This is a genomic window from Streptomyces sp. JLBG701 (assembly GCF_058544905.1).
Map to the genome: position 1 here is coordinate 9,478,247 of NZ_CM178588.1, position 21,868 is coordinate 9,500,114.

General features: G+C 71.1%; 19 protein-coding genes and 4 pseudogenes. 15 read left to right on the plus strand and 8 right to left on the minus strand.

The genetic code is table 11. From position 1 onward, the window contains the following. Nucleotide 1: 1 nt before the first annotated feature. From AC5DRG_RS43395 to AC5DRG_RS43405, 3 genes are all read right to left on the minus strand, one after another. Nucleotides 2–1,546: a Re/Si-specific NAD(P)(+) transhydrogenase subunit alpha gene (locus AC5DRG_RS43395; RefSeq protein WP_491805358.1), complete on the minus strand. Its 1,545-nt coding sequence runs from the start codon at nucleotides 1,544–1,546 to the stop codon at nucleotides 2–4. Between the two features lie 113 nt (nucleotides 1,547–1,659). Further along, nucleotides 1,660–2,652 carry an alpha/beta hydrolase gene (locus AC5DRG_RS43400; RefSeq protein ID WP_491805359.1) on the minus strand — a complete coding sequence of 331 codons (993 nt, stop codon included), beginning with the start codon at nucleotides 2,650–2,652 and terminating at the stop codon, nucleotides 1,660–1,662. 163 nt (nucleotides 2,653–2,815) lie between these two features. Continuing rightward, complete coding sequence (locus AC5DRG_RS43405; RefSeq protein ID WP_491805360.1) at nucleotides 2,816–3,739, minus strand: SDR family oxidoreductase; 924 nt, start codon at nucleotides 3,737–3,739, stop codon at nucleotides 2,816–2,818. 138 nt (nucleotides 3,740–3,877) lie between these two features. Here AC5DRG_RS43405 and AC5DRG_RS43410 point away from each other — a divergent pair, with 138 nt between their 5' ends. From AC5DRG_RS43410 to AC5DRG_RS43430, 5 genes and pseudogenes are all read left to right on the plus strand, one after another. Further along, the gene (locus AC5DRG_RS43410; protein WP_491805361.1) at nucleotides 3,878–4,471 is read left to right on the plus strand and encodes a TetR family transcriptional regulator; all 594 of its coding nucleotides are present in this window, start codon (nucleotides 3,878–3,880) and stop codon (nucleotides 4,469–4,471) included. A gap of 362 nt (nucleotides 4,472–4,833) precedes the next feature. Continuing rightward, a pseudogene (locus AC5DRG_RS43415) lies at nucleotides 4,834–4,929 on the plus strand (SUKH-4 family immunity protein); the annotation flags it as partial. Nucleotides 4,930–5,032: 103 nt separating this feature from the next. Continuing rightward, the gene (locus AC5DRG_RS43420) at nucleotides 5,033–5,215 is read left to right on the plus strand and encodes a hypothetical protein (protein ID WP_491813399.1); all 183 of its coding nucleotides are present in this window, start codon (nucleotides 5,033–5,035) and stop codon (nucleotides 5,213–5,215) included. A 328-nt stretch (nucleotides 5,216–5,543) separates the two neighbouring features. Then, nucleotides 5,544–6,452 (plus strand): annotated as a pseudogene (locus AC5DRG_RS43425) (MFS transporter); the annotation flags it as partial. A gap of 10 nt (nucleotides 6,453–6,462) precedes the next feature. Next, nucleotides 6,463–6,642 (plus strand): annotated as a pseudogene (locus tag AC5DRG_RS43430) (DUF1775 domain-containing protein); the annotation flags it as partial. Between the two features lie 296 nt (nucleotides 6,643–6,938). Here the strand turns inward: AC5DRG_RS43430 and AC5DRG_RS43435 are convergent. Then, nucleotides 6,939–7,700, minus strand: coding sequence for a CDP-alcohol phosphatidyltransferase family protein (locus AC5DRG_RS43435; protein ID WP_491805362.1), 762 nt, complete (start codon nucleotides 7,698–7,700; stop codon nucleotides 6,939–6,941). A 107-nt stretch (nucleotides 7,701–7,807) separates the two neighbouring features. On the opposite strand from AC5DRG_RS43435, the gene AC5DRG_RS43440 reads away from it, so the two are divergent. The 5 genes from AC5DRG_RS43440 to AC5DRG_RS43460 all read left to right on the plus strand — a co-directional run bounded on the left by AC5DRG_RS43440 (nucleotide 7,808) and on the right by AC5DRG_RS43460 (nucleotide 12,885). Next, the gene (locus AC5DRG_RS43440; RefSeq protein ID WP_491805363.1) at nucleotides 7,808–8,791 is read left to right on the plus strand and encodes a zinc-dependent alcohol dehydrogenase; all 984 of its coding nucleotides are present in this window, start codon (nucleotides 7,808–7,810) and stop codon (nucleotides 8,789–8,791) included. Between the two features lie 152 nt (nucleotides 8,792–8,943). Next, nucleotides 8,944–9,342: a 6-pyruvoyl trahydropterin synthase family protein gene (locus AC5DRG_RS43445; RefSeq protein ID WP_491805364.1), complete on the plus strand. Its 399-nt coding sequence runs from the start codon at nucleotides 8,944–8,946 to the stop codon at nucleotides 9,340–9,342. Further along, nucleotides 9,339–10,529 (plus strand): glycosyltransferase family 4 protein, encoded by a 1,191-nt coding sequence (locus tag AC5DRG_RS43450; RefSeq protein ID WP_491805365.1) that lies wholly within the window; start codon nucleotides 9,339–9,341, stop codon nucleotides 10,527–10,529. The genes AC5DRG_RS43445 and AC5DRG_RS43450 overlap by 4 nt, the downstream gene beginning before the upstream one ends. After that, nucleotides 10,526–11,533 (plus strand): class I SAM-dependent methyltransferase, encoded by a 1,008-nt coding sequence (locus AC5DRG_RS43455; protein WP_491805366.1) that lies wholly within the window; start codon nucleotides 10,526–10,528, stop codon nucleotides 11,531–11,533. Before AC5DRG_RS43450 ends, AC5DRG_RS43455 begins: the two co-directional genes overlap by 4 nt. A 47-nt stretch (nucleotides 11,534–11,580) precedes the next feature. Further along, nucleotides 11,581–12,885, plus strand: a complete 1,305-nt coding sequence (locus AC5DRG_RS43460; RefSeq protein ID WP_491805367.1) for a lysylphosphatidylglycerol synthase transmembrane domain-containing protein — start codon at nucleotides 11,581–11,583, stop codon at nucleotides 12,883–12,885. Here AC5DRG_RS43460 and AC5DRG_RS43465 read toward each other — a convergent pair. Further along, nucleotides 12,774–13,499, minus strand: a pseudogene (locus AC5DRG_RS43465) (creatininase family protein); the annotation flags it as partial. The gene AC5DRG_RS43460 and the pseudogene AC5DRG_RS43465 sit on opposite strands and share 112 nt — an antisense overlap. Before the next feature lie 39 nt (nucleotides 13,500–13,538). Between AC5DRG_RS43465 and ribA the strand changes: the two are divergent. From ribA to AC5DRG_RS43490, 5 genes are read left to right on the plus strand one after another with little or no spacing between them, the layout of a single operon-like run. Next, the gene (ribA, locus tag AC5DRG_RS43470) at nucleotides 13,539–14,201 is read left to right on the plus strand and encodes a GTP cyclohydrolase II (protein WP_491805368.1); all 663 of its coding nucleotides are present in this window, start codon (nucleotides 13,539–13,541) and stop codon (nucleotides 14,199–14,201) included. Between the two features lie 33 nt (nucleotides 14,202–14,234). Then, entirely contained in the window at nucleotides 14,235–15,206 is a 972-nt protein-coding gene (locus tag AC5DRG_RS43475) for an ornithine cyclodeaminase family protein (RefSeq protein ID WP_491805369.1), read from the plus strand. Further along, a complete protein-coding gene (locus tag AC5DRG_RS43480) occupies nucleotides 15,203–16,348 on the plus strand; it encodes an NAD(P)/FAD-dependent oxidoreductase (protein ID WP_491805370.1) in 1,146 nt (381 codons plus the stop codon). Before AC5DRG_RS43475 ends, AC5DRG_RS43480 begins: the two co-directional genes overlap by 4 nt. Further along, on the plus strand, nucleotides 16,345–17,406 hold the full coding sequence (locus AC5DRG_RS43485; RefSeq protein ID WP_491805371.1) for a saccharopine dehydrogenase: 1,062 nt from the start codon (nucleotides 16,345–16,347) through the stop codon (nucleotides 17,404–17,406). The genes AC5DRG_RS43480 and AC5DRG_RS43485 overlap by 4 nt, the downstream gene beginning before the upstream one ends. After that, on the plus strand, nucleotides 17,399–18,565 hold the full coding sequence (locus AC5DRG_RS43490) for a saccharopine dehydrogenase family protein (RefSeq protein WP_491805372.1): 1,167 nt from the start codon (nucleotides 17,399–17,401) through the stop codon (nucleotides 18,563–18,565). The genes AC5DRG_RS43485 and AC5DRG_RS43490 overlap by 8 nt, the downstream gene beginning before the upstream one ends. A 10-nt stretch (nucleotides 18,566–18,575) precedes the next feature. Here the strand turns inward: AC5DRG_RS43490 and AC5DRG_RS43495 are convergent, their stop codons facing one another. The 3 genes from AC5DRG_RS43495 to AC5DRG_RS43505 form a co-directional block, all read right to left on the minus strand. Further along, complete coding sequence (locus tag AC5DRG_RS43495) at nucleotides 18,576–19,799, minus strand: serine hydrolase domain-containing protein (protein ID WP_491805373.1); 1,224 nt, start codon at nucleotides 19,797–19,799, stop codon at nucleotides 18,576–18,578. 101 nt (nucleotides 19,800–19,900) lie between these two features. Further along, nucleotides 19,901–21,277 (minus strand): MFS transporter, encoded by a 1,377-nt coding sequence (locus AC5DRG_RS43500; RefSeq protein WP_491805374.1) that lies wholly within the window; start codon nucleotides 21,275–21,277, stop codon nucleotides 19,901–19,903. Next, nucleotides 21,274–21,852, minus strand: a complete 579-nt coding sequence (locus tag AC5DRG_RS43505) for a TetR/AcrR family transcriptional regulator (protein ID WP_491805375.1) — start codon at nucleotides 21,850–21,852, stop codon at nucleotides 21,274–21,276. The genes AC5DRG_RS43500 and AC5DRG_RS43505 overlap by 4 nt, the downstream gene beginning before the upstream one ends. Nucleotides 21,853–21,868 lie beyond the last annotated feature (16 nt).

Consider the following 21,868-nt stretch of genomic DNA (forward strand, 5'->3'; position numbering starts at 1 on the left):
GTCAGTTCCCTCTGCTGAACATGGCGAGCATGCGGCGTGTCACCGCGAAACCGCCGAAGACGTTGATGGAGGCGAGCAGGACGGCGACGGCGCCGAGCGACTGCATGAGGTGGTCGGGGTGCCACACCTTCAGCAGCGCACCCACGACGACGACGCCGGAAATGGCGTTGGTGACGCTCATCAGCGGGGTGTGCAGCGCGTGGTGCACCTTGCCGATCACGTAGTAGCCGATGACGATCGCGAGCATCAGCACGGTGAAGTGCTGCGGTAGCGGGGCCGGGGCGAGGGCGACGATCAGGCCGAAGGCGAGGATGCCGGCCAGGCTCAGGCCGAGCTTGGTGCCGGCGCTCATGGGCGCCTTCTCCTCCTTGGCGGGTATGTCGGCAGCCGGCCCCGTGTTGCCGGCGGCGGGCGCCGCCGAGACCTGCACGGGCGGCGGTGGCCACAGCTTCTCGCCGTCCTTGACCACGGTGATGCCGCGCTGTACGACGTCGTCGAGGTCGAGTACGAACTTCCCGTCCTTGCCCGGGGTGAGCAGCTTCATCAGGTTGACCAGGTTGGTCCCGTAAAGCTGCGAGGCCTGGGTGGGCAGGCGGCCGGGGAGGTCGGTGTAACCGAGGATGATCACGCCGTTGTCGGTGACGACCCGCTGCCCGGGGGCGCTGCCCTCGACGTTGCCACCCATGCCGGCGGCCATGTCGACGATCACCGAGCCCGGCTTCATGCTCGCCACGTCGGCGGCCGTGATCAGCCTCGGCGCCGGACGCCCCGGGATCAGCGCGGTGGTGATGACGATGTCGACGTCCGCGGCCTGGTCGGAGTAGAGCTTCGCGGCGGCCTCGTTGTAGAGGTCCGAAGTGGCCTTCGCGTAGCCGTCGGACGACTGTTGCGTCTCCTCCTGGACCACTACCGGGAGGTACTCGCCGCCCAGCGACTTCACCTGATCGGCCACCTCCGGGCGCGGGTCGGTGGCACGCACGATCGCGCCCAGCGACGAGGCCGCCCCGATCGCGGCCAGACCGGCCACACCCGCGCCCGCGACGAGCACCTTCGCCGGCGGTACCTTGCCCGCGGCGGTCACCTGGCCGGTGAAGAAGCGGCCGAACTCGTGGGCCGCCTCGACCACCGCGCGGTAGCCGGCGATGTTGGCCATGGACGAGAGCACGTCGAGCGACTGGGCGCGGCTGATGCGCGGCACCGCGTCCATCGCCAGCACCGTGATCGGCCGCGCCGCGAGTGCGTCGACCAGCTCGGGGTTGAGGGCCGGCGCGAGTGTGGAGACCAGTGTGGCGCCGTCCTTCGGCTTGCCCACCTCGTCCATCGACGGGCCGTTGACCCGGAAGACGATGTCGGCGCCCCACGCCTCCTCGCCCGTGCCGATCCGCGCTCCGGCCTCCACGTACGACTCGTCGGCGAAGGCGGAGAGTGTCCCGGCCCCCGCCTCGATCACTACGTCGTACCCGAGTCCTGTGAGCTGCTTGACGGTGGCCGGTGTCGCGGCGACGCGCGTCTCCCCTGCGGGCTCGCAAGGGACTCCAATGAGCATGGGGGTACTCCAAATTTCGTTTCGGATGCGCCGCCGAGCCGAGCACGGTGTGGCAATCGGCTCGGAGGCGCTGTCGGGATTCCGCACAGGATGCAGGCCGTCAGACCTGCGGGTTACTGAGCGGTCGGCGCTGCCGGGGCCTTCGTGAAGTGCCGGACGAGGTAGTCGTTCATGGTGTGGTGGAAGCTCGCCGCGAGGTGGGACTGCGGGGCGAACATGTCGAAGGCGTGGTAGGCGCCGGGGTAGAGGTGCAGCTCGACGGGGACGCCGTGGGCGCGCAGGCGCGCGGCGTAGTCGAGGTTCTCGTCGCGGAAGAGGTCGAGTTCACCGACGCCGATGAAGGTCGGGGCCAGGCCGGCGAGGTCGGTCGCCCGGGAGGGGGCGGAGTAGGGCGTGACGTCCTCGGTGCCGGCGCGGTCGCCGAGGATCGCCTGCCAGGCCAGGAGGTTGGTCGAGCGGTCCCAGATGCCGATGTCGGTTATCTCGTGGCTGGAGTCGGTGGTGTTGCGGTCGTCGAGCATCGGGTACATCAGCAGCTGGAACAGGGGGGTCGCCGCGCCGCGGTCACGGATCAGAAGGGCGGTGGCGGCGGTGATGCCTCCGCCGCCGCTCTGGCCGGCCAGGCCGATCCGGGCGGGGTCCAGGCCGAGATCGGTGGCGTTGTCGCTGATCCACCGGTAGGCCGTGTATCCGTCCTCGGCGCCGCCGGGCGCGGGGGTTTCCGGGGCCAGCCGGTAGTCGACGCTGACAATGGCGCAGCCGAGTGCAGCGGACAGCGGCTTGAGCCAGGGTGTGTCCTGCGCGGCGAAGCCGAGCACCTGCCCACCGCCGTGGAACCACACGAGGACCGGCAGCGGTCCGGGCGCGTTCTGCGGACGCAGCAGGACGATGGGGACGTCGGGGCCTTCGGCGCGCGGCACCTGGATCTCGTCGGCGGTGACGGTGGGCTCGTCGGGGATGGTGGCGGCGATGGATTCGGCGAGCGCGCGGACGGCCTGGCGGGTGGCGGGGATGTCGGTCAGGTCGAAGACGCCGTTCGGGCCGATCGGCATGGCCTGGAGTGCTGCGGCCAGTTCGCTGTCGATCGCGGGACGGGAGCGGGGCATGGTTCTACCTTCCAGGGGCGGGGCTGCGGGTCAGGGGCACGGGAGCGTGGTCAGGCCCTCGGTGCGGCGAGGTGGTCGCCGCACTGAAGGTCTTCGAGCAGGGCGGGGTGGCTGGGACTAGCCACCCCGGGCCTGGATGGGGCGGGATGGAGGTGGGGCGGGTTCAGGGTGTGGTGGTGGCCGGGGTGTCGAAGTAGTGGCCCTGGCCGAGGTCGTCGATGAGGCTGGGCTGGACGGGTTTCCAGCCGAGGAGGTCCTGGGTGAGGGTGCTGGAGGAGGGGTTGTCGGCCTGGGCGTGGGCGCTGAGGAAGCCGAAGTGGGCTTCGGCCTGGGTCGGCGGGATGCTGACCACGGGCAGGTTCAGCCCGCGGCCGATGGCCTCGGTGATCTGGCGGAAGGTGATGCCCTGGTCGTCGACGGCGTGCAGCCGTGATCCGGCCGGTGCGGATTCCAGCGCCAGCCGGTACAGGCGTGCCGCGTCGAGGGTGTGCACGGCGGGCCAGCGGTTGGTCCCGTCGCCGACGTAGGCGGCGACGCCCTTGGAGCGGGCGATGGAGATGAAGGTCGGGATGAAGCCGTTGTGGTCGAGCGTGCTGTGCACGGTCGGGGTGAGCCGGACGACGGACGAGCGGATGCCGCGTTCGGCGAGTGCGATCACCGCGTTCTCGGCGTCGATGCGCGGCCCCGCCTGGAGGGCGTCGGTCTCGGTGAGGGTGTCCTGCAGTCCTGCGAAGGCGAACAGTGCGGTTCCCGAGGTGGTCACCAGGGGCTTGCCGGTGCCGGCGAGCGCGTTTCCGAGTGCGTCGATGGCGCGCAGATCGGCTGCGACGGCGCCGTCGAAGTCGCCGGCGAACATGGCGTCGTGCTTGAAGGCCAGGTGGATGACGCCGTCGGCCGCGGCGGCGGCCGCGGCCAGGCCCTCGAGGTCGTCGAGGTCGCCTCGGTGTACCTGGGCGCCGGCGGCCGTCAACGCGGCGGCGGACTTGTCCGAGCGGGCCAGGCCGCCGACCTGGTGTCCGGCTGCGAGGAGTTCGGGGACGACGGCGGAGCCGAGGTGTCCGGAGGCTCCGGTGATGAATACGCGCATGGTGCGCCCTTCCTGCTGCGGGTTCCCCGCCGGGGGCGGAGAGCCCTGATGTCAGTTCGTGACATCACCGTAGCACCGATGTCAGACTCTGTCATCACTCTGATGTCAGCTTCTGTCATCGCGGTGTAGGATCGGGGCATGAGCCGATGGAAACCCGACGCACGAGGCCGCCTGGAGAAGGCGGCGCTGGAGCTCTACAACCACCAGGGCTTCGACGCCACCACCGTCGCGGAGATCGCCGCCCGCGCCGGCGTCACCGAACGGACCTTCTACCGGCACTTCGCCGACAAACGGGAAGTCCTCTTCCCCAGCGCCAACCCCCTCCCCGACGTCCTCGCGGAGGCCACGGCCACCGCCCCCGCCTCGCTCCCGCCACTGGAGGTGATCACCCACGCCCTGATCGAGGCCGCTCCCGTCTTCGAAGAGCGCGAGGACCTGGCACGACAGCGCCAGGCCGTCATCGCCGCCAATCCCGAACTCCAGGAACGCGAACTGGCCAAACTCGCCGCACTCGCCGCCACGCTCGCCCACGCGCTGCGTGAGCGCGGTCTGGAGACCACCACCGCGGCACTCGCGGCCGAAATCGGGATCGCCGCGTTCAAGGTCGCCTACGAACGCTGGGTCAACGACCCCGACCAGCACACCCTCGCCCAGCGCATTCGGGAAACCCTGGATGCCGCCAGGCACCTCACCGCGCCCCCCCCGAGCATGTCGCCGCGACCGACGACGTGAGCTTCACAGGCCAGGAGGGAGTGGCATGAATGCGGTGGGCACCCTGCGCAAGGGGCCTGGGGTGGCTTTGTTCACCGCTTGCGCCAGCAGTTGGCCATGGCTTCGGGAGGCACTGCCAGCCGCGCCGTGTTCGATGTTCATGAGAAGCGACAGCACGTCGGTGCCGCCCCTATGGCGGGGGCGTCGTCGGGCAAGGGCGACCGACGGGTTGCCAGGCGCTGACTCCAGCGGGCAGATCAAAGGCAACAGCACTGTTGCATGGCTGACGGGGCTTTCACCGCTCTCACCTGGATAGTTCCATCACCGGGACAGTCGACTACCTCTCACAAGATGGCGGAAGAAAGTCCCGGAAGGACCCTCACATGACGGCGTTTGACGAGCTCACCGCCTGGGCCGGCACTGGGAACGTTACGAGGGCAGAGCCGACAGTCGTGTCGGGCTGGCAGATCCCCGACGATCAGAAGGCACTACTGGTTGATGTCGGGGTTCCCATCGTTGATCAGTTGATTGAGTACGTATCGTTCCAGGCGGAGGCGGTTCCAGCACTCCAGACGTCTGCCGGTGGGTCGCTCTCAAGGCGAGGCATGGTTCGCCAACTCCTCCATCGACCTGTGGCTGCGGACCCTGCACCACTACGGCCTGCACGTCAGCGAGTCGGAGATCCTCAGCGATCCGGATGACCGCGAGGACGAAGCCCTGGCCGAACTCAGCATGCTCGCTGACGAACTCAAGAAGATCGATTAACGTGCCTTCGGCGGCTACAACGGGTTCATCTGGGCCGAGTTCCTCGACCGCTGGCTCTGGTAGTTACTCGCGGCGGCAGCCACGATGCCCAAGCGATCACTCACCGTGTCCGGCGCGCCAAGCGGCTCGCGAATACGCGACACCTCAACATGCGAGCCCACCAGTCCCAAGGCCGAATACTGCAACTCTCGAATACCGACACTTCACCAGTGCCAGGCACTGCGCCGCTGCGTGCCCGGACTGCTGCCGAACCTCGGCCTGTTCGTCGTCGGCCTGACCGGCGGCTCCGTCGCGGCGGAGCAGATCTTCGACATCCCCGGCCTCGGCCATCCGGCCGGTCGTGCTCGCGGGCTGTGCGCTGCGGATCGCCGGGTTCGCGTGGCTCGGGTACGCGGAACAGACCTGGGCGGTCATCGGTGCGGTGCTGCTGATCGGGTTCGCCGCCGCGCTGTTCTCACCGGCCGTCGAGTCCGAGGTCGCCCGGCAGGCCGTGGCCCGGGAGGAGGCCGGAGACGGGCCGCGCACCCGGGTCCTGGCGCTGTTCACCGTCGCCGGACAGGCCGGCGCGTTCGTCGGGCCGCTCCTGGGCGCTCTGCTGCTCGCGGTCGACTTCCGCACGGTGTGCCTGGCCGGGGCCGGGATCTTCGTGCTCGTCCTCGCCGGACACGCCTGGCTGTTGCCGCAGCACATCCCCGGGCGCGTCCGCATGCGGGAGAAAGGCGGCGTACGACTCTTGGTCCGCAACCGCCGCTTCCTCGCCCTGTGTTGTGCGTACGGCGCCTACCTCCTCGCCTACAACCAGCTCCACCTCGCCCTCCCCGCCGAGGTGGAGCGCGCGGCGGGCTCGCATGCGCCGCTGGCCTGGCTGTTCGCGCTGTCCTCGCTGCTGGTCGTGACCGCCCAGCTGCCCGTGACCCGCTGGGCGGGGGAGCGGCTCACCCCGCACCGGTCCATGGCGGCCGGGCTGCTTATGGTCGGCGCCGGGTTCGCGGTCGTCGCCGCGGCCCGTCCCGCCGGCCTGACCGGGACGGCGGGGCTGCTGCCCTCGGCCGGGTTCGTCGCGCTGCTCACCCTCGGCCAGATGCTCGTCGCGCCCGTCGCCCGCGCCTGGGTGCCCGACCTAGCCGAAGAGGGCCGCCTCGGCCTCTACACCGGAGCGCTCTCCTCGGTCTCCGGCCTCATCGTGCTGGCCGCCGTACCACTCGCGGCGATCGCACTGCTGCCGCGTCGCACCTGAACCCAACCCCGTGTCCACGACACGCCTCACCCTGCGCCGCGCAGGCGCCGTCACCGCGCTCGCCGCCGCGGGAGTCGCCTCCGCGCACGTCACCGTCCACCCCGAGAGCCACGCCAAGGGCGCCACCGACGGTGTCCTGACCTTCCGGGTTCCCAACGAGGAGGACACCGCCAGCACCAGCGAGGTCCAGGGGTGACACCACGAACAAGCTCAAGACGCCGGTCAGCTGGATTGAGGAGGCCGAGCCGCGGGCTTTGCGATCGTGCGGGCTCGGTCGCCTCGCTAGCGCTTCGCTGGATAGGTAGTTCGTTTGCTGCGGGTTCGTGGGGGCTGGTCGCGCCCACGCGGCGGAGCCGCATATCGATACAGCCCCGCGCCCCTAAAAGCGGGGCGCTGTAGTGCACCGGCGTTCATCAGTCCCGCACCGCCTCCCCGACAAGCCGGAGGGCCCGGACCATTCCATGGCCCGGGCCCTCCGCCCCTGGGTCACCGTGCGGCCAGCTCCAGAAGCTTCTCCTCGACCGGAGCCACCTCGACGCGGGAGGTGCGCCAGAGCCACAGCACGTCCCGGCCGAACGACCACGACAGCGAGCCCAGAGCCAGCAGCACCACCGCGGCGTTGCCCGTCTCCGGCAGCACGTTCGCGCCCGCAACCAACAGGCAGACGCCCTGGAGGGCGGCCACCGTCTTGCGGGCCGTGCTCGGCGGCAGCGGGGCGTTGAGCCACAGCCACACACGGGCGGCGGCGACGAAGGCGTAGCGCATGGCGCCGATCAGCAGGACCCACGGGCCGAGCTGCATCGAGATGTACACGCTGAGCACCAGGATCAGGAACGCGTCGACCTCCATGTCGAAGCGTGCGCCCAGTGCGGTCGATGTGCCGGTGCGCCGGGCGACCTTGCCGTCGACGCCGTCCAGGATCAGGGCCACCGCTGTGAGACCGACGAGGAGCGTGACCGGCGGTGAGCTCTCGAAGGAGTCCGCGACCAGGGCCGTCACCCCGCCGACGAGGATCGAGCGGCCGAGCGTGACCCGGTTGGCCGGTCCGAAGGAGCGCAGCTGGGAGCGGTGCAGGGCCCGGGAGAGCACGGCCCAGGTGGCGATGGCGAAGGCGAGGCCGGTCAGCCAGCCCGCCGGCCCCAAGCCGATCGCCGTGCCGAGCAGGGCCAGCAACAGGATCTGTACGCCCGCTCCCACGGCAGTCTCCTGCTGAACCAGCCTTGCGTCGTAAGTGTTGTTCAGGGCCACCGCTTACCCTCCGGCCGAATGACAATGTCGATCAACGCCGCGTACTGTGCGCGGACTGTGCACATCTCCGTACGTGAACAACTTCCCGATCGTTCAGGAGGATGCCGATGAACCGCTCGGCACGCGCGTTCTGGCTCCGCTCGCCCGGCCTCGGCGAGATACGCGACATCACCCTTCCGGCCCCTGCCGACGGTGAGGTGCTGGTCCGCTCGCTGTACACCGGGGTGAGCCGGGGCACGGAGACGCTCGTCTTCCGCGGCGGCGTCCCCGTCAGCCAACACGCCGCCATGCGGGCACCGTTCCAGGAGGGCGACTTCCCGGCCCCGGTCAAGTACGGCTACCTGAACGTCGGTGTGGTCGAGGAGGGCCCGGACGCCCTGATCGGCCGAACGGTCTTCTGCCTGTATCCCCACCAGACCCGTTACGTCGTTCCGGTGAGCGCCGTGACGCCACTGCCGCCGAACGTCCCCGCCGAACGGGCCGTCCTCGCCGGCACCGTCGAGACCGCCGTGAACGCCCTCTGGGACGCAGCGCCCCTGGTCGGAGACCGGATCGCGGTGGTCGGCGGCGGCATGGTCGGCAGCTCGGTCGCCGCGCTGCTGGCCCGCTTTCCCGGCGTACGCGTCCAGTTGGTCGACGCGGATCCAGGGCGGGCCAAGACCGCCGAGGCCCTCGGCGTCGACTTCGCCTCCCCGGCCGACGCCCTGGGGGAGTGCGACCTGGTCGTCCACGCCAGCGCCACCGAACAGGGCCTGGCCCGCTCACTCGAACTCCTGACCGGCGAAGGCACCGTCCTCGAACTGAGCTGGTACGGCGACCGGCAGGTCAGCCTCCCGCTCGGCGAGGCCTTCCACTCCCGGCGCCTGGTCATCCGCAGCAGCCAGGTCGGCACCGTCTCCCCGGCCCGCCGCTCCAGCCGCACCTACGCCGACCGCCTCGCCCTCGCCCTCGACCTCCTCGCCGACCCCGCGCTGGATGCCCTCGTCACCGGAGAGTGCGCCTTCGAGGAACTCCCCGACGTGCTGCCCAGGCTCGCCTCCGGCGAGATCCCGGCCCTCTGCCACCGGGTGCGCTACCCGGGCGACGACTGACGGATTCGTGCAATCCGGTACGACAAGACCGCCTGACCTGAGAAAAGAGTGAGAGGCGGCTGAACACGGGGAAGCGAAGAGCCGTACTACACGGCATCCACCGGCGGGGATCAGCCGGGGGACCAGACGCGCCGCACCTGGAGGGTCGTCCGTTGTTCAGCATCACCGTCCGCGATCACATCATGATCGCCCACAGCTTCCACGGCGAAGTCTTCGGGCCCGCGCAGCGGCTGCACGGAGCCACGTTCCTCGTGGACGCAACCTTCCGGCGCGAGCAGCTGGACGACGACAACATCGTCGTCGACATCGGACTGGCGACGCAGGAACTGGGCGCCGTCGTCAGCGAGTTGAACTACAGAAACCTCGACAACGAGCCCGACTTCGCCGGCGTCAACACCTCGACGGAGTTCCTGGCCAAGGTGATCGCCGACCGGCTCGCCGAGCGCATCGAGAAGGGCGCGCTGGGCGAAGGCGCCCGGGGCCTGAAGGGTCTCACGGTCACCCTGCACGAATCGCACGTCGCCTGGGCGAGTTACGAGCGTGCCCTGTGACCGACACGACCCTCGACCGGGAGACCCCGGCGCAGCTGAACTACGTGCCCGTCCAGCACGCGGCCCTCAAGAACGCCGACATCATCCCCATGTCCCTGAACTCCGTGCACTTCGTCATGCCGGGCGGTGTCGACGACCCGACCGCGCCCAGCGGCGGCAATGCCTATGACCGGCGGGTGAGTCTGGACCTGTCGAGCTTCGGCTGGCAGGTCCACAAGCACGCCGTGGCCGGCAGCTGGCCCCGCCCGGGCACCGCGGCGCGTACGGAACTGGCCCGCACGCTGGGCGAGTTGCCCGACGACACGGTCGTCCTCCTCGACGGGCTCGTCGCCTGCGGCGTCCCCGAGATCATCGTCCCCGAGGCGGAGCGGCTGCGCCTGACCGTCCTCGTCCACCTTCCGCTCGGCGACGAGACGGGCCTCGCGCCCGCCGTCGCCGCGGAGCTGGACGCCAGGGAACGTACGGTCCTGCGGGCCGTGTCGGCGGTCGTCGCCACCAGCGAGTGGGCGGTCCGCCGGCTCGTCTCCCACCACGGGCTCGCCCCCGACAAGGTGCACATCGCCGCCCCCGGTGCCGACATCGCGCCCCTCGCCCCCGGCACGGACGGCCTCTCCCGTCTTCTCTGCGTCGCCGCCGTGACCCCCCGCAAGGGGCAGCACCGCCTGATCGAGGCGCTGGCCGCGGTGACCGACCTGCCGTGGAGCTGCGTCTGCGTCGGCGGCCTCGTCCAGGACCCGGAGTACGTGGCCCATCTGCGGTCCCTGATCCACAAGTACGGCCTCGGCGACCGCCTGCACCTCGTGGGACCCCAGGCCGGCGCCGAACTCGACGCCAGCTACGCCGCCGCCGACCTCATGGTCCTCACCTCCTACGCCGAGACATACGGCATGGCGGTCACGGAGGCCCTGGCGCGCGGTATCCCCGTCATGGCCACCGACGTCGGTGGCCTCCCGGAAGCGGTCGGACGCGCCCCCGACGGCGGCGTGCCCGGCATCCTCGTCCCCCCGGAGAACCCCGCCGCACTCGCCGCCGAACTGCGCGGCTGGTTCGGCGAGGCGGACGTCCGGCGTCGCCTCAAGGCGGCTGCCCGCAGTCGCCGAGCCGCACTGGACGGCTGGGCGACCACAGCAAAGAGCCTGGCCGGTGTACTCGGCCGGCTTCCCAACGAACCCCGGAGGGCGGCATGAGGAAGACGGCGACAACGCGGGCGGGAGCAGGCCGAATGAGCCGGGGAATCCCCGCACAGCCCGGACCGAGGGACCACTCCGCCGCGACGGACTCCGTGATCCCCGGCGCCGGCCCCGCGACCCGCCCCGGCGAGCGGGCCACCGTACGGCTGCGGGACGCCGGGCCCGACGACCCGCCCCGTTACGCGCCCGAGTGGCTGGAGTTGCGCGAGAGCGTCGACGCCGCCGCGCGCTCCAACGACCTGCTCGACCCGCTGCGCATCCGGCTCGCCAACCTGCCGGGCAAGGCGGGCGGGATCGTCGTGCACGACCTGGGCTGCGGCACCGGCTCGATGGGCCGCTGGCTGGCCCCCCGCCTCGACGGCGCCCAGCACTGGGTCCTGCACGACCGCGACCCCTACCTCCTGCACTTCGCCGCCGTCGCCTCCCCGCGCTCCGCGGCCGACGGCAGCCGCGTCTCGGTCGAGACCCGGCGCGGCGACGTCGCCCGCCTGACCCCGGACGCCCTCAAGGGCGCATCCCTGGTGACGGCCTCCGCACTCCTCGACGTCCTCACCCGCGAGGAAGTCGACGCGCTCGCCGCCGCCTGCGTAGGCGCGGGCTGCCCGGCCCTCCTCACCCTCTCGGTGGTAGGCCGAGTCGAGCTGACCCCGGCCGACCCCCTGGACGCCGAGATCACCGAGGCGTTCAACGCCCACCAGCGTCGCTCAGGCCTGCTGGGCCCGGACGCCCTCACGGCAGCCTGCGAGGCCTTCGCCGACCGAGGCGCGACGGTACGAATGAACCCGAGCGCCTGGCACCTGGGCCCCGCCGAGTCCGACCTGACGGCCCAGTGGCTACGAGGGTGGGTGAGCGCGGCCGTAGAAGAGCGCCCGGACCTGAAGCCGCGGGCCGACCGCTACCTGGAGGAGCGCCTGGCGGCTTGCGCGGCGGGTGAGTTGCGCGCGGTGGTCCACCACAGCGACCTGCTGGCACTCCCGAGGCCAACGGGCGGTGCGTCATGAGCACGGGAACAGTAAAGCTGATCGGAACCGTTGATCTCCGGTCAAGTATGGCGCCCCTCAAGGGGCGCGGGGAACTGCGCGACAAGCCCCCCACAACCCGCAGCCTGCAACTGACCCGTCCACCCGGTCCCTTGACAGGCGTAGCAGTCTCCAAGGACCGCATCGGCGTGATCGTAACGAAGCCCCGCCCCGAGACCGAGGCAACCACCCAGCCCAAGCCCCGCTCGCGAAGCGCCCTCCGCACACACTTGGGCACCATCGCCGGCATCGTGATCCTCGCCGTACTGCTGTGGCGCCTCGGCACAGGCGTCTTCCTGGACGGCCTGCGCCGAATCGACGTACCGACCCTTCTCCTGGCGCTGGCCATCGGCCTGGTCACCACCGTGTTCAGCGCCTGGCGCTGGTCCCTGGTGGCCCGCGCCCTGCGGATCCGCCTCCCCCTGGCCCCCGCCGTGGCCGACTACTACCGCGCACTGTTCCTGAACGCCGCCCTCCCCGGCGGCATCGTCGGCGACGTGCACCGTGCGGTCCGGCACGGACAGAGCGCCGGCGACCTGGGCCGCGGCGTCCGCGCCGTCGTCCTGGAGCGGACCGCGGGACAGGCCGTGCTGGCAGTGGCAGGAGTAACGGTCCTGCTGACGGTGCCGTCCCCGGTCATGGCGGACGCCCGCCAGTTCGCCCCGCTGGTCCTCTTCGCCGCGGTGGGCGCGTTCGCCGTGGTCGTGGCGCTGCGCATGAACCGGACCCCGGCCGCGTCCCGCCGCGGGCGCGTCCTGCGCGGGACCCTGGCCGAGGCGCGCGAGGGACTGCTCTCCCGCCGGAACCTGCCCGGGGTCGCGCTCTCGTCCTTCGTCGTCCTGGCGGGCCACATCGCGATGTTCGTCGTCGCGGCCCGGGTCGCCGGATCGGCCGCCTCCGCGTTGGCCCTGCTGCCGCTGGCCGTGCTCGCGCTGCTCGCCATGGGTCTGCCGCTGAACATCGGCGGCTTCGGACCGCGGGAGGGCGTCACCGCCTGGGCGTTCGGCGCGTCCGGACTAGGTGCGAGCAGCGGCCTGGCCGTCGCCGTTGTGTACGGGGTGCTCAGCTTCGTGGCCGCCCTGCCGGGCGTCGTCGTCCTGGTCGTCCGCTGGTACACGGGGCTGCGGGCCGGCTCCGGCGCCGAGACGGTCGTACCGGACGTGGTGGAGCCGGAAACCGGCCACGCGCCCGACGGTCACCGCTTGTCCTCGGCGCCCCTTTCGGTGAGCAGCGAGAAATACGCGCCGAAGGAATCGGCGAGGCTCGCCAGCAGTTCCTTCCCCTTTTCCGCCGTTGCCAGGGACGGGCGGCCGATGACGCCCGACTCGGTATAGGCGGACATGCCGAGGGTGAGCAGATGACGACGGTCGTCCGCGACGAAATCGGAGGTCTCGTAACCGGGGCGGAGCAATTCCGGGTGCCTGTGCAGCAGGATGGAGGTCTCTATTTCCCCCGCGTGCATGTCGGTGAGCAACGAGGTTTCCACCCCGGCCTGTTCCAGTGCCGTCTCCCAGTCCTCCGCGGCCGGGAAGAGCGCCATGTGCTCGCCGCGGGCGGAGGATTCCTGAACGACGTTGCCCAGTACGTAGTTTCCGCCGTGTCCGTTGACCAGCACCAGGGTGTCGACGCCCGAGCGGCGGAGCGAGGAGGCTATGTCCCGCACCACCGCGTGCAGGGTCACGGCGGAGATGCTGACGGTCCCCGGCCAGGCGGAGTGCTCGTGCGAGCAGGAGATCGTCACGGGAGGGAGGAGGTGCACCGGGTGCGTGGCGGCGATCTCCCGGGCAATGGCACAGGCGACCAGCGTGTCGGTCGCCAGCGGAAGGAACGGGCCGTGCTGTTCGAAGCTCCCGACGGGAAGGACGGCGACCTCCCTTGAGACACCTGCCCCTCGCGTCCGTACGTCTTCCGTAGTGTCCGTCGGCAGCAGCGTTCCCGCACCATTCATCTTTTTCACGGCCTTTCGTCTCTGCTTAGGAACCAGATCATGACAGAAAACATTGGCGTACTCGGCAAGAAGAAGTCACCACAGCGCTCGGGCGTCGAACGCGTCGTGAATGCCCCTTTGCCCACCGTCTACGGGGAATTCCGCGCGGTCGGCTACCTGGATCACGATCGCGGTGACGAGCAAGTGGCCCTGGTCTACGGTGACATCGGCACGGAGGAGGTGCTCACCCGGCTCCATTCGGAGTGCCTCACCGGTGACGCCTTCGGCTCCCAGCACTGCGAGTGCGGCGACCAGCTCGCCTCCGCGCTGCGTGCCGTCGTCGCCGAAGGCCGGGGCATCGTCGTCTACTTGAGAGGGCATGAGGGCCGCGGCATAGGCCTGCTCGGCAAGCTGCGCGCGATGGCGCTCCAGGCGGAGGGCCTGGACACCGTCGAGGCGAACCTCGCCCTCGGCCTGCCCGTCGACGCCCGCGACTACGGTGTCGCCGCCGAGATCCTGCACGACCTCGGAGTGAACTCCGTGCGCCTGCTGTCCAACAACCCGCGCAAGGTCGAGGCGTTGCTCCGCCACGGGATCGAAGTCGCCGAGCAGGTGCCGCTGTTGATCCCGCCCTGCGAGAACAACATCACCTATCTGCGGACCAAGCGGGAGCGCCTCGATCACAATCTGCCCCATTTGGACGCGGTGGCCCACTGGTCCTGATTCCCGGCCGTGCGGTTCGGATAGGAAGAGGGAATGAACGACGACGTCCTCTTCCTCTCCGGCGACCAGGTGGCAGACCTGCTCGGCACCGACGCGGCCATCGCGTCCCAGCGCGCGGCCTTTCTCGCGCTCGGCGCCCACAACGCCGACCTGCCGGGGAAGATCATGCATCCGAGCCGCTTCGACGACAGCGTCGTCTTCGCCTACGTCTCCCGGTTGTCCGCCGACACCGGGGCCGTCGCGAAGTTCGGCAGCGTCAACCCGGGCAACGCGGCGGCCGGTCTGCCGACCATCCACGCCGTGATCAGCGCCCTCGACCCGGTCACGGGACGCCTCGTCGCCGTCATGGACGGCACCGCGGTGACGACCCTGCGCACGGCCGCCGCCAGCGCGGTCGCCCTCGACGCCCTGGCGCTCCCCGACAGCGCGGATCTCACGCTCCTCGGCTCGGGCACCCAGGCCCTCGCCCACGCGCGGTCGATCACCCGGGTGCGGGACCTGAAGTCCGTACGGCTGTGGAGTCCGACCCCGGAGAACCGCGTCCGCGCCGCCGAGTCCCTGGCGGCCGAACTGGGCATCACCGTCGAGCCGGTCGGCACCGCCGAGGAGGCCGTGACCGGAGCCACCATGGTCGCCGCCTGCACGCTCAGCGCCACCCCCGTCGTACATGGCGAGTGGCTCGCGCCCGGGTGCACGGTGGTCAGCGTGGGCTCGTTCGAGCCGACGCGCCGCGAGGTCGACACCGAAGTCATACGGCGTGCCGCCGCCGTCGTCGTCGACGACCCGGAGACCGCGGCGGGGCACGCCGGCCCGATCGTCCACGCCCTGCGGGACGGGCTGCTCACCCCGGAGGAACTGATCCCGCTCGGCGCGGTGCTCACCGGGCGGCGCACCGCCCGGACCGCGCCCGAGGACATCGTCTACTACAACAGCGTCGGCCTCGGCATCCAGGACGCGGCCGCGGCCTGGGCCGTGATCGACGCGGCCAAGGAGGAACGCCCGTGAATCGTCAGGCTGAGGTCGTCGTCATCGGCGGCGGGGTCATGGGCGTCAGCATCGCCTACCACCTGGCCCGGGCCGGCGTACGCGACGTCATGCTGGTCGAGCGGGACGAACTCGCCGCCGGCTCCACCTCCAGAGCCGCGGGCGGGGTGCGCGCGCAGTTCTCCGACGAGCTCAACATCCAGCTCGGCGCCCGCAGCCTGGAGGCGTTCGGCCGCTTCGGCGAGGAGATCGGGTACGACATCGGACTGCACCGGACGGGCTACCTCTTCCTTCTCTCGACGCCCGAGGAGGTCGCCGGGTTCGAGGCGAGCGTCCGCTTACAGAACGCCCTCGGTGTGCCCAGCCGCATGATCGACCCGGCGGAGGCCCAACGCCTCTCCCCGCTGATCAGCACCGAGGGCCTGCTCGCCGCCGCCTACTCGCCGGACGACGGCCACTGCACCCCGGAGGCCGTCGTCCACGGCTACGCGGCCGCCGCCCGCAGCCACGGCGCGCAGATCCTGAGGCACTCCGAGGTCACCGGCATCGAAACGCACGGCGACACCATCACGGCGGTGCTGACCACCCTGGGCCGAATCGAGACCCGCACGGTGATCTGCGCGGCCGGCGCCTGGTCGCGCGGGGTCGGCGCGATGGCCGGCATCGACCTGCCGGTGCAGCCGCTGCGCCGCCAGATCGCGGTCACGGAAGGCGTGCCCGGACTGCCGCCCGCGCTCCCCATGACCATCGACTTCACCACCAGCCTCTACTTCCACTCCGAGGGCCCCGGTCTCCTCGTCGGCATGTCCGACCCCGACGAACGCCCCGGCTTCGCCGCCGACACCCACGACCGCTGGATCCCCCGCCTCACCCAAGCCATGGCACACCGCGCCCCCGCCCTCCTCGACCTGCGCCGCACCGGCGGCTGGGCCGGCCTCTACGAGCTCACCCCGGACCACAACGCCCTGATCGGCGAGGCGACTTACCCCTCCCGCTTCCTCTACGCCACCGGCTTCTCCGGCCACGGCTTCCTCCAGGGACCCGCCGTCGGCGAGGTCGTCCGCGACCTGTACCTGGGCCGCGTACCCTTCGTGGACGTCAGCCCCTTGAACGCCGGCCGTTTCGCGGCCGACGCGCCCCGCCCGGAGGCCAACCGCGTATGACCGAGCTCCACCTGTGGCTGCGCCACGAGTTCCGCACCACCGAGCGGCGCACGCCGATCGTCCCCGCCGACGCCCGCCGACTCGTCGAGGGCGGGGTGACCCTGACCGTCGAGGAGTCCCCGCAGCGGATCTTCCCGATCGAGGAGTACGAGGCGGTCGGCTGCCGCGTCGCAGCTGCGGGCTCCTGGGTGTCGGCGCCGGACGACGCCGTGATCCTCGGCCTCAAGGAACTCCCCGACGAACCGAGTGCGCTGGCGCACCGGCACATCTACTTCGGGCACGCCTACAAGAGCCAGCCCGGAGCGAGCGACCTGCTGCGCCGCTTCACCGCCGGAGGAGGAGCCCTCCTCGACCTGGAGTACCTGGTCGACGACGACGGACGCCGTCTCGCCGCCTTCGGCTTCTGGGCCGGCTATCTGGGCGCCGCCCTCGCCGTGCTCCAGCACCGGGGCAGGCTGGTGGCGCCGCTGAAGCCCACGACCAAGGAGGAGCTGGACGAGAGGCTCCAACCGGCGGACGGGGACGAGGAGTTCACCGCCCTGGTGATCGGCGCCCTGGGCCGCAGCGGACGGGGTGCGCGCGTCGCGTTCGCCACGGCAGGCGTCGAGCCCACGTGCTGGGACCTCGCCGAGACCCGCGACCTGGACCGCCGCGCCCTGCTGGAGCACGACGTGATGGTGAACGCGGTCCTCGCGACCAGCCCGATCCCGCCCTTCGTCAGGGACGAGGACCTGGACGACCCCGCCCGGCGCCTGCGCACCCTCAGCGACGTCACCTGCGACGTCGGCTCACCCCTCAACGTCCTCCCCGTCTACGACCGCACCACCGAGTGGACGGACCCGGTACGCCGCCTGCGCAAGGAGCCCCCGCTGGACCTCATCGCCATCGACAACCTGCCCTCCCTCCTGCCGAAGGAGTCCAGCACCGACTTCTCGGCCGCCCTGGTGCCCCAGCTCCTCGACTTCGCCACCGGCGGGCCGTGGGGACGCTGTCTGGACCGGTTCCATCAGGCATGCCGTGAACTCGGCATCACAGAGGGGGAGTTCCGCAATGTCTGATCTGGATCCCTACCGGGTTCCCGCGAGCGGCACCGTCCACTGGATCGGCGCGGGCCTGTCCACGGGCAGCGGTCTGGCCGTGCTGTGCGACAGCGCCGATCATGTGCGGCTGTGGCACCGCACCGAGGAACGCGCGGCCGAGGTCCTCGATCAGCGGGGCCTCGCCGGACGCGCCGAGCCCCGCGCGTTCACGCTCCCCGCGCTCGGCGCCGAACTGGCGCCCGGCGACATCGTCGTATCGATGCTGCCCGCCTCCGAACACGCCCTGCTGCTGGCGCTCTGCGTCGAGAAGCGGGCCCATTTCGCCTGCTCCAGCTATGTATCGGACGCGGTCCTCGAACAGGTGCCCGCGGCCACCGCGGCGGGGGTCGTCGTCCTCACCGAGGCCGGGCTCGACCCGGGCATCGACCACCTCTTCGCGCACAGCCTCGTCGAGCGGGCCCGGGAGGCGATCGGCGCCGAGACGGCGGCCTCCTACAGCCTCACCTCGTACTGCGGCGGTGTCCCCGCGGTCCCGAACGACTTCCGGTACCGCTTCAGCTGGGCGCCCGCCGGAGTGCTCAACGCGCTGCGCTCGCCCGCCCGTTACCTGGAGAACGGGGCGGAGACCACGGCTGTCCGTCCCTGGGAGGTGACCCGGACGCATCTCGTGGACGGTGAGATCTTCGAGGCCTACCCGAACCGCGACAGCGTGCCGTTCGTCGAGCAATACGACCTGCCGTCCGCCTGGAAGGCGCGGACCTTCGTCCGTGGCACCCTGCGCCTGGAGGGCTGGCTGGACGCCTGGGACGCCGTCTTCGAGGAGCTCAAGGCCGGGGACGACACCCGGATCGCCGCCCTGGCACAGGAGTTGGCGGCCACCTATCCGACGACGGACACCGACCGTGACCGTGTCGTCCTCGCCGTGTCGCTCGATGTGACCGGCGGCCCCGGGCAGACGTGGTCGGGCAGTTACCTCCTCGACATGGTCGGCGACGAGGAGGAGAGCGCGATGGCCCGCTGTGTCTCCCGTCCCCTCGCTCTCGGAGTCCGCCACATCTTGGACGGCTCCCTGCCTCCCGGCCTCAGCCGTGCCGCCGAGACGGCGGCCCGGTCGAAGCGGTGGCTCGGCGAACTCGCGCGGGAGGGGATCGGGTTCACACTGCGGGTCGACAGCTGACCGGCGGGGTTCAGTCCGTGACGGCCTCGTGCACCAGCGCCTTCAGGTCCGGGAACATGGTGTGCGAGGTCTTCGGACGGACCTGCGTCATGAACTGCACGGTCAGGTCGCGGCTCGGGTCGACCCAGAACGTCGTGGTCGCCGCCCCGGTCCAGCCGTAGGTGCCGAGGCCGGAAGGGGCCAGGGTGCGCTCCGGGTCGATCACCACGGAGACGCTGAAACCGAAGCCCACGCCCTCGTTCTTGGGCTCGTCGTGCGACGGACTGCCGAAGGAGCGCAGGTCGGCGCCGCCGGGCAGGTGGTTGCTGGTCATCAGGTCCACGGTCTCGGGGGCGAGCAGGCGGACACCGTCGAGTTCACCGCGCCGCCGCAGCAACTCCATGAAGCGGTGGATGTCATGGGCCCCGGCCACCATGCCGCCGCTGCCGGACAGGAAACGCGGGCGGCCGTACAGGGGCAGGCCGGCGATCGGCTCGATGCCGCCGCCGTCCGTCTCGCCGTACAGCTCGGACAGCCGCTTGGCCTGCGCGTCCGTGACCTGGAAACCGGCGTCCGCCATCCCGAGCGGGCCGAAGATCCGCTCCGCGAAGAGCTCGTCCAGCGGTCTGCCGGAGACGACCTCGATGACCCGCCCGAGGACATTGGAGGCGACCGAGTAGTTCCACTGCGTCCCCGGCTCGAACTGGAGCGGCAGACTCGCGTACACGTCGATCGTCTCGGCCAGGTCCGAGCCGGGCACCACCGACGACTCCAGGTTGGCCTCGCGGTACAGGGCGTCGACGGGGTGACAGTGGTAGAAGGCGAAGGTCAGACCGGCCGTGTGGGTCAGCAGGTGCCGGATCAGGATCGGCCCGGACGGCCGCGTCTTGAGGCCGGCGCCGGAACCGCTTTCGTATACCTGCGCGTCGGCGAAGGCCGGGATATGGCGGGCGACCGGGTCGTCCAGCGACAGCAGGCCCTCCTCCATCAGCATCAGGGCGAGGACCGCGGTGACGGGCTTGGTCATCGAGTAGATGCGCCACAGGGTGTCGGACTCGACGGGGAGCCCGGCGGCGACATCGCGGTAGCCGTGCGTCGTGAGGTGCGCGACGTGTCCGCCGCGGGCGACGGCCACGAGATAACCCGGCAGTCGCCCTTCGTCGACATAGTGGGCGAAGTACTGGTCCAGGCGGTCCAACGCCTTGGCATCCAGCCCGACCTCACCCGGGTCGACTTCTTGTCGCAGCTCTGCCATCGCTCTCCTCAGGTCGCGTTCATCGAAGTGCGCGTCCGGCATACGCCGCCGGAACGACTTCAGACCTTCATGGTCGCGTAGGAATGCGTGAACGGTTCCCGTTATGAACGCGATGAGGCGATCGTCTCGTGGCGGTGGTTCACATTCGTTTCGTCCGGGGGTCGGGAGGTTGCCGAATCGGACAGCCCGGGCAGCGCCAGAGCGGCCCCCGCACCGGCCGCCGCCACACCCGCCAGCACGACCAGCGGCAACCCGGACGACCCTAGGCCCATCAGCGTGGTCGCGGCGGCAACTCCCAGCGTCGGACCGACATTCATCGCCGTCTGCTGCAACCCGCCCGCCACCCCGGCCGACTCCACGGCGGCCCGCCGCACGACGACATGCGTCGCCGCCACCATCACCGTGCCGAACCCGGCCCCCAGCAACGCGAACCCGCCGCACAGCGCGACCGTGCCGGATGCCCCGGCGAGCACCAGGATCCCGGCGGCGAGGACCGCCATCGCCGCCACCGTCGTACGCCGGGCGCCGACGCGGCGCAGCAACACCGCGCACACGGGAGCGGAGAGCACCATCAGCACGGCCAACGGCAGGCTCCGCAGGGCGCTTTGGAACGGGTCGAGGCCCAGAGCGCCCTGAAGGACGTACGTGCTCACGAACAAGGTGCCGAAGAGGGAGGCCGAGGCCGCCACCAGGACACCGAGCGCCGGATCGACCGAGCCCGGGGGCACCAAGGGGTGCGCGGTACGGCTTTCATGGCGCACGAAGGCCCAGCCGCCGACGGCTGCGATCACGAGCCCGAGTCCACTCGCCGCCGTCCAGCCGGCCTCGGGCAACCCGACGAGGGCGTGCACCAGGCACGCGAGCGTGGCCGCGAGGAGAAGGGCACCGGGCAGGTCCAGACCGGGGGAGCGGGCGTACGAACGCTTCGGGCTCGGGATGACGAGGGCGAGGCCGCCGAAGGCGACCGCGGGCACGACGTTGAGGAAGAAGACGGCCCGCCAGCCCAGTCCGGTCACCAGCGCCCCGCCCGCCAACGGCCCCGCCGCGGCCGCCAGCCCGATCGCGCTCGTCCGCACCGCGATGGGCACCCGCAGCCGGTCCGGCCGGTACGCGGCACGCAGCATCCCGAGCGTGGCCGGCTGGAGCAGCGCGCCGAACACCCCCTGCGCGACGCGCAGTCCGATCACCCATCCGATGCCGGGCGCGAGGCCGATCCCCGCCGACACCGCCCCGAAGCCGAGCATCCCGACGGCGAACATCCGCTGATGCCCGTACCGGTCACCGAGCCGTCCCGCGAACACCAACAGCCCGGCCACCGCGATGAGATACCCGGTACTGGTCCACTGCACAGACGCGAACGACGCGTTCAGATCGCGCTGCAGGGTCGGCTGCGCGACGGTGAGGACCGTACCGTCCAGGGCGACGATCACGGCCCCGGTCACACTGCTCACCAGTGTCACACCACGGCGCGCGCTCACGCGGACTCCGGCCCGAGGTGCGCGTCCAGAGCGGCCCGCAGCAGGGGTACGAAGTCGTCTGTGTCCGTGGCGAGTTGGAGACTGCCCCAGCCCCACAGCTGGGCGATGCCGTGCAGGTTCGCCCACAGGACACCCGCGACGACCCGGGCGTCCGCGCCGGGACGGACCCGGCCGACCAGGTCCACGAGCACACCGAAGAGGGGGAGGCTGGTCTCCCGCAGGCCCAAGTGGCCGCTCTCCAGCAGATCGTGACGGAACATCAACTCGTACATGCCGCGGTTGCCGAGCGCGAACTCCAGGTAGACGCGGCCCAACTCCGTGAGCTGGGCGCGAGGGCTTGCGCTGCCGTCCCCGACGGCGACCGCCGCCCGGTCCGCCAACTCGCCGAAACCGCGTCGCGCGATGGCCGACAGCAACTCCAGATGCGTGGGGAAGTAGCGCCGCGGCGCCCCGTGCGAGACGCCGGCCCGCCGGGCGATCTCCCGCAGCGTCAGCGCCTGCGCACCCTCCCGGGCGACCAGATCCACGCCGACGTCGACCAGCCGGGCCCGCAGTCCCGTCTCGGATTCATCCATAGACACTGTCTACCAT